This window comes from Pseudoselenomonas ruminantium, from assembly GCF_900104055.1.
GTDB classification, from domain to species: Bacteria; Bacillota; Negativicutes; order Selenomonadales; family Selenomonadaceae; genus Selenomonas_A; species Selenomonas_A ruminantium_C.
On sequence record NZ_FNJQ01000058.1, the window covers coordinates 1 to 11,692 of the forward strand.

The 11,692-nt window shown below is 51.8% G+C and carries 7 protein-coding genes and 1 rRNA gene; 2 read left to right on the top strand and 6 right to left on the bottom strand.

The genetic code is table 11. From position 1 onward, the window contains the following. The 5 genes from BLQ59_RS16240 to BLQ59_RS15090 form a co-directional block, all read right to left on the bottom strand. Positions 1-154 (bottom strand): 16S ribosomal RNA (locus BLQ59_RS16240); the annotation flags it as partial. Between the two features lie 966 nt (positions 155-1,120). After that, positions 1,121-2,338: an ABC transporter permease gene (locus BLQ59_RS15075; RefSeq protein ID WP_074573641.1), complete on the bottom strand. Its 1,218-nt coding sequence runs from the start codon at positions 2,336-2,338 to the stop codon at positions 1,121-1,123. Next, positions 2,328-3,050 carry an ABC transporter ATP-binding protein gene (locus tag BLQ59_RS15080; protein ID WP_074573642.1) on the bottom strand — a complete coding sequence of 241 codons (723 nt, stop codon included), beginning with the start codon at positions 3,048-3,050 and terminating at the stop codon, positions 2,328-2,330. The genes BLQ59_RS15075 and BLQ59_RS15080 overlap by 11 nt, the downstream gene beginning before the upstream one ends. An 18-nt stretch (positions 3,051-3,068) precedes the next feature. Beyond that, on the bottom strand, positions 3,069-4,211 hold the full coding sequence (locus BLQ59_RS15085; RefSeq protein ID WP_074573643.1) for an efflux RND transporter periplasmic adaptor subunit: 1,143 nt from the start codon (positions 4,209-4,211) through the stop codon (positions 3,069-3,071). Beyond that, entirely contained in the window at positions 4,208-5,620 is a 1,413-nt protein-coding gene (locus BLQ59_RS15090) for a TolC family protein (protein ID WP_074573644.1), read from the bottom strand. Before BLQ59_RS15090 ends, BLQ59_RS15085 begins: the two co-directional genes overlap by 4 nt. 157 nt (positions 5,621-5,777) lie before the next feature. On the opposite strand from BLQ59_RS15090, the gene recQ reads away from it, so the two are divergent. Next, positions 5,778-7,559: a DNA helicase RecQ gene (gene recQ, locus BLQ59_RS15095; RefSeq protein WP_074573645.1), complete on the top strand. Its 1,782-nt coding sequence runs from the start codon at positions 5,778-5,780 to the stop codon at positions 7,557-7,559. Between the two features lie 76 nt (positions 7,560-7,635). Here recQ and BLQ59_RS15100 read toward each other — a convergent pair whose 3' ends face one another. Further along, positions 7,636-10,998, bottom strand: coding sequence for an autotransporter domain-containing protein (locus BLQ59_RS15100; RefSeq protein WP_143005389.1), 3,363 nt, complete (start codon positions 10,996-10,998; stop codon positions 7,636-7,638). Positions 10,999-11,451: 453 nt separating this feature from the next. Here BLQ59_RS15100 and BLQ59_RS15105 point away from each other — a divergent pair. Next, positions 11,452-11,692: helix-turn-helix domain-containing protein (locus tag BLQ59_RS15105; protein ID WP_176756832.1), on the top strand; the 241-nt coding region annotated here is incomplete at its 3' end.

Below are 11,692 nucleotides of genomic sequence, written 5' to 3' on the forward strand. Positions count from 1 at the left end.
AATCACTTTATAAAAGTGTGGTGATGGCTTCGCCATCACGACGCTCAAAGTTACGTCATCAAGCATTCAGTGTTGAAAACTCGTCTCGTTCGACTTGCATGTGTTAAGCACGCCGCCAGCGTTCGTCCTGAGCCAGGATCAAACTCTCCATAAAAGTAATTTTATGAAAAGCCGATTAGGCTCTCAATTATCTATTAAAGAAATTGCCGATTGCTATGTTGTTCATACCAATCGATGTTTGATAAGAAACTTGAAGTTTCTTTAACATCTGGCTTTAATCATGTTGCATGATTATTTGCATTGTTTAGTTTTCAAAGAACAATCATTGTCGCACTCTTCAGAAGTGCCTGTCGCTTCAAGCGACTCATTTATCTTATCACCAGCAGTTCAGCTTGTCAAGAACTTTTTTAAATTCTTTTTGAAACCTTTCCGAACGCTCCAGTGCCTCACCAATCAAGGCTTCGCTACACTGTTTTGTGTCCGTGTCTGTCAGCGACTTGTATTATATTACACGAGTCGGAGGGATATGTCAACACTTTTTTAGAAAAAGTTTGTTTCTACTGCAGACGGGGGCATGTTTTGTGGACTTCGCTGAATGTCTGGCAGGATTAGAGAGTACCTCGTTGCTGCACGCGCCGGTCACCACGGCGCATTGACATCTATGTGTATTGCTTTTTCTTCTCGCCAGCCAGCCTGCGGCAGTCGCTCCGTTCCACAAAACATGCCCCCGTCTGCAAGCCACGCCCTCTTCCCCTGCATCACCAGCTCTGCCGCTCGCCCCATATGCCCCACCGCCGTTGCCACGTACTTCCTTTTGCTCTCTGCAAGCTACTACGCTTGACCTCGGCGCGGGTACTTGCTTTTTGCCTGTAGTGCGCTGCCGCAGGCTGGCTCCTGAGCGAAAAATCTGTACATATCGCTGAAAGACGCGCCGTGGTGACCGGCGCACTCCCCCTAAAATAACGGCATTTCCGAGGGAGTCATTTAGCACGGAAGGCAAAAAGTAAGTACCCGCGCCGCCCCCCATTCATTTAGGGCGGAGGTCAAAAAGCAAGCACCAGCGCCACACAACATCATTTTGCCCCAACAGCAAAAAACCTCCTTTACAGGAGGCTTCTTGTCATTCATATCTAAGTGCTTCAATAGGATCTAATTTGGCTGCTTTTCGTGCCGGATAAATGCCGAAGAACAGACCTATGCCCACGGCGAAAATGAAGGATACCACTATCGGTGCGACTGTGATGACCGTGGTGAAATTCCCCACCTTGGCAATGATCTGCGAGGCAGCACAGCCAAAGATGATGCCGATGATGCCGCCGATGATACCAATCACCATGGACTCAATCAGGAACTGCGTCATGATATTCATGAAGGTAGCCCCCAAAGCCTTGCGGATGCCGATTTCCCTTGTGCGCTCGGTGACGGACACCATCATAATATTCATGATGCCAATGCCGCCGACAATCAACGAGATGCCGGCAATAGCGCCCAGCAGCAAGGTCAACATCGTGGTGGACTGGTTCACCGTCTCCATCAGGCTGGTGAGGTTGCGGACATTGAAATCATCCTCTTTGCCCGCCACGATATGATGCCGGGAACGCAGGAGGTTCTCGATTTCCGCCTGCACCTGCTCCATCTTCTCCTGACTGCTGACCTGCACATTGATGGACTGTACATAGGTAATGCCCAGCATACGCTCCTGCGCTGTGGTCAGCGGAATATAGATCACATCATCCTGGTCCTGCCCTACGGAAGACTGTCCCTTGGATTCCAGGAGGCCTATGACCTTGTAGGGTTGGTTATTGATCCGGATATTCTTGCCTACGGGATTATCCTTGGCAAACAGATTAGCCGCAACCGTAGTACCGATTACCGCCACACGATTGCGCTTATTCATATCATCGTTGGTGATAAAGGAACCATAACCGATAGTCAACGCCCGGATGGACATGAATTCCGACGTCACACCCTGCACGCTGGTTTTCCAGTTGTTATTGCCATAGACCACCTGATAGGAGGAAGATACCGATGGCGAAACGTAATCGATATTCTTGATTTTCTCCTTGATGGCCTTGGCATCGTCATACTTCAGTGTCTGCATGGAACCTGCTGCCCCGCGGACGCCGCCGCGGTTGGATGAGCCTGGCGAAATGATCAGCATATTGGAACCAAGGCTTGCTATGGAACTCGTGACATTGCTGCGCACGCCCATACCTACGGACACGAGCGCGATTACCGCGCCCACGCCGATGATGATCCCCAGCATGGTCAGCAAACTGCGCATCTTGTTGGCATAAAGTGACATCAATGCCATCTGGAAGCTTTCCCTAAATAACATCCATCACCACGCCCTTTCCTTCGTCCCGGGTAATCTTGCCATCCCGCACTAAGAGCTGACGGCTGGCGCAGGCAGCAATCTCCGGTTCATGGGTGACGAGGATGATCGTGCGCCCCATGCCGTGCATCTTCTGGAAAATCTCCATGATTTCCTTGGTGGATTTCGTATCGAGGTTGCCTGTGGGTTCATCGGCCATGATGATATGCGGATCGTTAACCAGCGCCCGGGCGATGGCCACACGCTGCCGCTGGCCGCCCGAAAGCTCATTGGGCTGATGTCCTGCCCGGTCAGCAAGGCCTACGGCCTCCAAAAAGTGCATGGCCCGCTCCAAGCGCTCCTTGCGCCCTACGCCGGAATAAACCAGGGGCAGAGCCACATTTTCCAGCGCCGAGATGCGCGAGAGCAGATTGAAGTTCTGGAACACAAAACCAATCTTCTTATTACGGGTTACAGCCAGTTTATCATCACTAAGGCCAGCCACTTCCTGACCGTCCAGTTTATAAGAGCCGACCGTTGGACGGTCAAGGCAGCCTAAGATATTCATCAATGTGGATTTACCGGAACCGGACGGGCCCATCAGGGCGGCAAACTCACCCTGATAGATATTCGTGGTGATGCCATCCAAAGCCGCCACCGTTTCCCCGCCGATCTTGTAAAGCTTTTTGATATCCTTGAGCTGGATGGTGGCTACCCGCTGTTCGTTATTTGTCATCGCGATTTCCCGCCTCCTTTACATTGGCGGCGGACCACCTGGACCGCGGCGGCCGCTGCTGTTCTTGCTGGCAGTTGCCGTGCTCTTGGCTACATAGGTGCTGACCACCTGCTCACCTTCGGAAAGTCCTTCTAATATTTCCACGTATTCATCACTGTAGATGCCCGTGGACACATAGCGGTTTTCCTGCGTGCCATCTTCATTCTTGATGATGACATAGGAACCCTTGGCATCGGTTTTCAGCGTGGACAAGGGCACAACCAGCGCATCATTCTTCTCTGCGGTGTTGATTTCCACTCGTGCAGTCATCGAAGGCAGCAATACATTATCCGGATCATCCACATCCAGCGTCACATAATAGTAGATAACGCTGGCCGAGGAAGAACTGCTCGAGGAACTGCTCGAGGACGTATTGACATTCCAGGTATTGCTGGTATCCGTCTGGGAGATCTTGGACACCCGGGCCGTAAAGTTCTTGCCATTGAAGCTGTCCACCGTGAAGGTTGCCGTCTGTCCCACCTTCACATTGCCGATATCCGTTTCATCCACTTTTGCCAGAATCTGCTTGCTGGACAGGTCCGCAATGCGCATGATGACCGTAGGACTGCTGGTTCCCTGCACAGCCATGGTGCCGGCGGTCTGCGGTTCGCCCACAACCACGCCGGACATCGGCGCTACGATGGTCATTTCATTCATATTGGACTGGGATTCTGCCAAAGAAGATACCGCGGTATCATAGTTCATCTTGGCATCTTCCAATTCTTCCTGTGTATCGGCCCCAATGCTGTACAGATACTTCACGCGGTCATACTTGGCCTTGGTATTGGTGACCTTGTACTCAGCCTGATTGCGCTTTTCCTCATAATCTTTAGCATCCAGCGTGGCCACCGTCTGTCCGGCTGTCACGGTATCATTTTCCTTGACCAGCACCTCTTTGATACGGGCCGTGACCTTGGAACTTACCTCAACGCTGTTCACAGGTTTGATTGTTCCCGTAGCCGAAACCGTGGATTTCAGATTCATGCGGGTGACCGGCGTGGTCTCCACCGCCGCTATCTTCTTGGCCTCCTGCTGCCCCTGATAGTATTTGTAGCCGCCCACGCCAGCTGCAATCAGCAGCACTAGCGCAATGGCGGTTTTTACCTTCCAATCAAACTTCATTTATTTCCCCCATTTCCTGCCAATTCATCGGCAACATCGCGGGTGCTTTCTGCCGTGTCGTCGGCCTTCGTGACCAGCTTGGATTCCTGCAGGGCAGCGTCTGCATCTGTCTGCAGTTCCGCAGCCGCCGCTTTTTCCTCCGCCGTCAGTTCCACGCCCATAGCGTTTTCCACTGCAGCCTTGTAGCGGGCATAGTCATACTGCGCGCTGATATAGTTTAATCCGGCCTTGGACAGGGCTTCCTGCGCATCGATGATATCCAGCATCAGGCCTTCGCCTGCCCTGTATTTTTCCCGAGCAATAAATGCATCTTCCTCAGCCTGATGGACCGCATCCTGCGTGGAATTCAGGCGCTTCTCCGCCTCCCGCATATTGTAATAAGCCTGCCGCACATCCAGGTCGACGGCTTCCTTATCCTTGAGATAATTCAACTTGGCGATGTCCCGGTTGTTTTCGGCATCCTTGACCTGCGCCCGGGTAACGCCGCTGTCAAAGATATCCCAACTCATGCCCACCGTGGCCGAAGTGCTGTGGCCATTGTCATGGGCAGGTTTAAACTGCTGATTCGCATTGAGCCCCAGCGACAGATTGAGGCTGGGCAGATAGCCCGCCCGCGCCGCCTTGATGGCCTGCTCCTGCTGTTCCAGCTTGTTCTTGTCAATCAGGAGATCCTTGCGGTTATTGTACGCATAATCCAGGCAGGAACTCATATCCTTGTCGAAAGCCAGATAGCTGAAATCCGAGGTCAGATTCAACGGCTCACTGCGGTCGATGTTCAGATAGTTGCGCAGGGTGGCCAGATCCACTTCATAGCTGTTCTCGGCCTTGATCAGATTCTGCTTGGCATCGCTGAGTTCCACCTGCGAGCGGATGACATCAATGCGAGCCTTGGCCCCGGCGCCATAGAGCTGGCTTACATTGGTGAAATGCTCCTGATATTTGTCCACGGTTTCCTGCCGTACGCCCACGGTTTTCTTGGCTTCCAGTGCATTGTAATAAGCCTTGATGACACTGAGCTTCAGATCCTCCTGTGCCCGCTGCGTCGTCAGGCTGGCCGATTCCACACCGATCCTGGCCTTCTTGATATTGGCCTGATTCTTGCCGCCGCTATACAGCGGCAGTTTTCCGGTCACGCCGATACTGTTGCTGTCGGTGCGCCTGCCGCCATTGGACTTGCTGGTGCCCAAGCTGTCCGACACACCTACGCTCGGGCCATTATTCCCTTTCGCTTCATCCAAAGCATACTTTGCCGTGTCCTCCCCCTTTTGGGTGACCTTCAGGCTGGTATTCTGCGCCAAAGCCATATTGATGGCCTCCTGCAGGCTCAAATCCTGTGCCTGTGCAGCCGGACTCAGCAGCAGCAAAGCGGCCAGCGGTACACCGGCTTGCAGCCATTTCTCTAATTTCATACAGAGTTCCTCCCCCGTTATGATATCCTTATTACATCTTTTTATTTTATCACAAATTCCATTTATATGGAGCAAATTGCTGGATAATATGATAAGATAAATACGTTGTAATTGTATGAGAAACAGATTAAATTTTGCTTAGAATCAGGTGTTTTTGATGGAAAATCCATATTTTTCCCAAGCGCAGAATCTGCTGCGCAAATATTACGGCTACCCGGACTTCCGCCCGGCCCAGAAACCTGTGGTGGAAAGCCTGCTTTCCGGCCATGACACGGTAGCCATCATGCCTACAGGGGCGGGCAAGAGCATCTGCTTCCAGCTGCCCTCCCTGGTATTTCCGGGAATAACCCTCGTGATTTCGCCACTGATTTCCCTGATGAAAGATCAGGTCGATGCCCTGAACGAGCAGGGCGTGCCCGCTACCTATATCAACAGCCAGCTGACACTTGACCAGTCAACGGCCCGCTTCCTGGCCATTGCCGAAGGCAGATTCAAACTGGTCTATGTGGCGCCGGAACGGTTGGACACGGATTACTTCCGCTATATCATCGAGCGGCAGGAAATCTCCATGGTGGCCGTAGACGAGGCGCACTGCCTGTCCCAATGGGGACATGACTTCCGCCCGAGCTACCGGCAGATTGCCCCCTTTATCGCGGGACTGCCCAAGCGCCCGCTGGTCAGCGCCTTTACGGCTACGGCCACCCCAGAAGTCAAAGAAGATATCATAAACCTTCTGCACCTGCGCCAGCCTCAGGTCCATGTGACCGGCTTTGACCGCCCCAATCTCTATTTCGAGGTGCGCCGTGGCGAGGACAAGAAAAAATTCATCGAACGCTACCTCAAAAGCCATGCAGATGAAGCCGGCATTATCTACGCCTCCACCCGCAAGGAAGTGGACAGCCTCTATGAACATCTCCTGAAGAAGAAATTTGCCGTAGGCCGCTATCATGCAGGCCTGTCCGACAAGCAGCGCAATCAGGCCCAGGACGATTTCCTCTACGATAACGTACAGGTCATCGTGGCCACCAACGCTTTCGGCATGGGCATTGACAAGTCAAATGTGCGCTATGTCATCCACTACAATATGCCCAAGAACATCGAAGCCTACTATCAGGAAGCGGGGCGCGCAGGACGCGACGGCGAACCGGGCACCTGCATCCTGCTATACTCCCCGCAGGACGTCATGACGCAGAAATACCTGATTGACGTGTCCACGGAAAACGAGGAGCGCAAGGCCCATAACCTCGGCACCCTGCAGAAGATGGTGGACTACTGCCATACGCCCGAATGCCTGCGGCATTTCATCATCAGCTATTTCGGTGACAATAGTTCCGAGGTCATCTGCGATAACTGCGGCAACTGCAAGGCCGGTCTGGAAAAGACCGATGTGACCATCGACGCCCAAAAGGTCTTCTCCTGCGTCTACCGTATGCACGAGCGCTTCGGCCTGACCTTGGTCGCTCAGGTGCTCAAAGGCTCCAGCGACAAGCGCGTCAAGGAATTAAAATTCGACCAGCTCTCCACCTTCGGCCTGATGAAGGAACGGACGTTGGCCGATATCAAGCTGCTGATCCAGCGCTTTATCGCCACGGACTACTTAGGCCTGACCGAAAGCAAATATCCCGTGGTCACCCTGAAACCTGCCGCCTATCCCGTACTCAAAGGGCGGGAAAAAGTATATCAGGCCGTGCCCAAACCCGAGATGGAAAAAGAGCCAGCCGCTCCCGAACTCTTCGACCACCTGCGCCATCTGCGCAAAGAAATCGCCATCCGCGAACACATTCCGCCCTATATGGTCTTCTCCGATGCCACCCTGCGCGATATGTGCAAGGTGCTGCCTGAAACCCTCGACCAGATGCTCGACGTCAAAGGCATCGGCGAAATGAAACTCAATAAATACGGCCAGGAATTCCTTGACTGCATTCAAAAACATAAATAAAAACCCGGGGCTGGTGATGTTTTTCATTACCAGCCCCGGGCTTCTTATATATATAGATGTTAACCCAATATTTACCTTAGAACAGATACTTCAGCGATACGCCACCGCTTATGCCGCGTTTCTTGCCGGCGAAACCTGTTGCATTGAGGTCAAGGCTCCAGGGAGATTTTTCCGTGGGCAGGAGCGTTGCGCCCAGTTCCAGACGAGCACTGCCGCCACTGGTGTCGGTACCGCGGATGGTTGCTCCATTGACGCGGCCCTTGGCCTTGCCGTCCAGTTCGTGTTCATAGGCCAGATCGCCGTAGAAGTTCCATTTATCCCGTTTCAGCGTATAACGTACGCCGAGGCGGGCAACCTGACTGGTCAGGGCATCAATCTTGTATTGATCGCCATTTACCGTGAAGTCCACACCATTCTTGTGATTGTAGAAATACTTCCCGTAAACGTCAACCACACTGTCTTTGGCCACGGCCAGCTGCTTGCCTACGCCCAGATGGAAACCGTAGTAGGTTGCACTGGTATTATAGCTGTAGGCTCTGGTATCATCCCGCAGCAGGTTCTGGGCATCTTCACGGACGTTGCCGGCACGGAAACTGCCTTCTACATAAAGGCCGTCTTTGGACGCCCATTTGCCCAGCAGACCGCCGCCGGTGTAATGGGCCTTGCCATCACCATTCTGGACATTGTCATTATGGGTGGTATAGTTGCCCCGGCCATATTCGAAGAATGCACCGTATTCCGTGGTGGATTTCTTCTGCTCGTTCTTGTGTCCCAAAGCCAGGATCGCATTCCACGTATTGACGTTGACATGGCTGCCCGTTTGCTGACGCAGCTTGCCGCCGCCAATCTTAGCATAGCAGGATATGCCATCCTTGCCGATATTCTCCGGCAAGGCCAGTCCTTCCATAGCCGAATCGATGAACTCGTTGCCCATCGACAGCGCCGCAATGCTTGCCGCAGCGCCCATCAGGGTATTGTGCGACTGCTCACTGCCGGAGACACTGGACACTGTGTAGATGACATTGCCATCATCGTCAAGGGACATCTTGCCCGTACCGACTACGGACATGCCTGCCGTAAATTTTTCGCCCTGTGCATTGAGGGTATCGCCATCATAAGCACCAATCAATGTCATAGCATCACCGACGGTCAGATTCTTTACGCCGCTAAAGGAGATATTTGTGGCATCAACCGTTGCGTCAGCATAGCTTACGCCATCGGGACGGGTGACGAGCGCATCGCTGCCAGTCCAGTTCACGGCCCCAAAGGTCAAGTTGGAAGCCCGTTTGTCCGTTACAGTATAGGTGACATTGCCACCGCTGGCCTTCACACTGCCAGTGATAGTGCCGGTTTCAGTCACACCGTCAGCAGGCGTGTCCGTATAGTTGATCACAGAACCAGCCACCTGTTCGTCGATATCCACCAGCGTGTCATTGGCTTTCAGCAATGTCATGCTGTCGCCGTTTCGGGCGGCAGCTGCCTGTTCGTCCGTCATGCTCATGTTGAAGTTTGAGGTATCGAGGGCTGTCACATCGGCGTAATTGTAATCGCTGCTGCTTCTATCCAACCAGACCGAGTCTTGCTCATAGTCGATTTCGCCCAGTTGGATCGTATCGATTTTCCGATCTATACTGTAGGTAAGATTCTTGCCACTGTTAGTGACTTGTACACCCTGGGACTGAGTGCCGGATAGCGTGATGTTCCTGTCTGCATCAACGTAAGGATCTGTATCTTGCTTGTATTTAATGTCATCATCGATAGCAGCATCGTCAAAAAAGCCATCCACATTACTGGACAGGATATTCGTGGTGGTATCCGGTTTCGTAAAGCCCGTTCCCTCTATCGTAATGCCACCTGCCGGCTTTTCCCAGTCATCTGGCAGGGCAGTTTCTACACCTGTCCAGCCGCTGACATCCGCACTCATTGTATCGGAAATGGTATAAAGAACATTCTTATAATTGTTCGCGGCATCCAATTTGACAATATGCGCGTTATCATAATTCAAGGCCACACCGTTTATGGTCTTTGTCTCGCTTGCTCCACCGACCACTTTGCTACTGTCGGACTCAGTAAGATCAGCGGTTCCCCCTGAACCATATTGCAAATGCACAGCATTAAAATTATTAGCCGTACCCGAAGCCAGCAAAGTCAGCGTACCAGAACCGGTAATATTGGCGTTCGTGATGTCGAGGGTTCCCATATTGCTGACAGAACCAGCACTCAGCACCGTATCACCATCCGTAAAGGCTATATCACCAGTGACGGCAATGGTCTGGGCCTTGGAAACACTGCCTGTCACATTAATGCCCGTAGCACCGAGGTTAAGGGTGTTGCCGCTGCTATCCGTGCCATCGCCGCCTGTGATGCTTTCGACCGTTATTGCCTTGTTGACATTGACGGTGTTGTTGTTTGTGGTGGTGCCCGTGCCACCTGTGATACTTTTGACCTTTATTGCTGCATTGATATTGACGATATTGCCGTTGGCGGTAGTGCCCTTGCCACCTATGATCGTGGTATCCGCATCAAAAGTACCGCCGCTGATGGTCACCACGTTTTGGCTAGCTTCATTGAAATAATTAGTTCCACGCTCGATGGCACCAACAATCTTGATACCGGCAACAAACTGTCCTCCGCTAATCTCCACCTTATTGCCTATGGCACGCAAGCTGGTACTATTTCCTGCGCGGTCACTGGGCAGAGCACCTGCGATTATCAGCTTGCCGTTGGTAAAATTACCACTTGTGATTTTAACCTTGTTACCTTCTGCCAGCGAGGTGTTAGCGGTACCAATTTCCGCACCAGCAATCTGACCACTTCCTATTGATGACGAATCCGTATCCGCATTGATGGTCACGCTATTCCCGGTTGCAGTAATCGTTGTTGCCTTGTAATCCGAATTGCAAATTATCCAGGCACCTTCCAAACGGCCCCCCTCGTTTCCAGTCGTTTTTATAGTGCCATCCAGCGTAATCGCATTGCCGCTTAAAACATAACTTTCATTCTGAGAACCAGACTGGTTATTTCCCAAGGTGACTCGCACTGCAATAACATTCGGCTCATGCCATGCACGGGTGTCATTAATAGTTGCTCCCGTTAAATGAACCGTGTTATTTGTAAGCGTTATGGTTTTTCCTCCGCCAGGACCATTAACACCACCAGCACCTGTCGCAGCTGCAAAAACGCCACCATCAGTTGTAGTGAGATTCGTTGCTTCCTGTGTATAATCCTTAATAGTGTCTTCCGTGTTAAGGACCTCTTGAGTTATCTCTTTCTTTACCTCATCCGCGGCCTCAGCCATGGGCATCCAGCCTAGCTGCCAGCAGCCGGTCATCAGGGCCACCCCCAAAGCCAATTTGCGCCATTGCGCTTTCCTAAGCTGACGCCCCTTCGCACATGAACTCCCTTGTCCTAAATGTTTGCTTTCATAGCCTTTTCGCATATCCGTGCACTCCCTTCCATGCATACGACAAAGCCTTCCCCAAAGGCACACACGGGCACTACTGTCCCGCCTGCTCCCTTGGAGAAGGCTTCGTACTTCCATTATTCTCCTGTTGATAACCAGCTTTTCCTAAGGCACGTTTGTCCCCCCCGCAAGGACAGATTCAGACACACAAAAGACAAAGCTTCCCCACAATGCTAAAAAAGCCCGCGTCTCCATGCCCGCACCTCCTTCACAGTGGACATCCTACGTACCTGTAACAATGCACTATTTCGCCCCAGTCCCGGCAAAATCCTGCCAAATGATCAAACTTTTCAACAATATATCGAGTCAATCCGTCAAAAACTTAAACCACACAGCCAAAAAACCCCCGTTGACCAGTCAATTTGATATGCTCCCCTTATGAGAGACAGTAAAAAAATTAAACTGTCATCATTGGGGGGAGTATTTTTTATGTTACACAAGTCAAAAGTGTCAGCGAAAGATAAATTAAAAACTATCCGCAAATACTTAGCTGGAAAAATTGGACAACGAGCCGCAGCTCGTGAGCTAGAGGTAAGTCTTGCCTCCATTCAGCGATGGATTAAGCAGTACGAGGCTGAAGGGGAAGCTGCATTCCTGCCATATGAGAAGAATCGTACTTATACAGCAGAAGTGAAGACAAAAGCGGTTCTTTCCTACTTGAATGGTGAAG

Bases quoted from the DNA above. Each gene is read 5' to 3' on its own strand.
- BLQ59_RS15080 (WP_074573642.1), bottom strand. From the start codon at position 3,050: ATGACAAATAACGAACAGCGGGTAGCCACCATCCAGCTCAAGGATATC.
- BLQ59_RS15085 (WP_074573643.1), bottom strand. From the start codon at position 4,211: ATGAAGTTTGATTGGAAGGTAAAAACCGCCATTGCGCTAGTGCTGCTG.
- BLQ59_RS15075 (WP_074573641.1), bottom strand. From the start codon at position 2,338: ATGTTATTTAGGGAAAGCTTCCAGATGGCATTGATGTCACTTTATGCC.
- recQ (WP_074573645.1), top strand. From the start codon at position 5,778: ATGGAAAATCCATATTTTTCCCAAGCGCAGAATCTGCTGCGCAAATAT.
- BLQ59_RS15100 (WP_143005389.1), bottom strand. From the start codon at position 10,998: ATGCGAAAAGGCTATGAAAGCAAACATTTAGGACAAGGGAGTTCATGT.
- BLQ59_RS15090 (WP_074573644.1), bottom strand. From the start codon at position 5,620: ATGAAATTAGAGAAATGGCTGCAAGCCGGTGTACCGCTGGCCGCTTTG.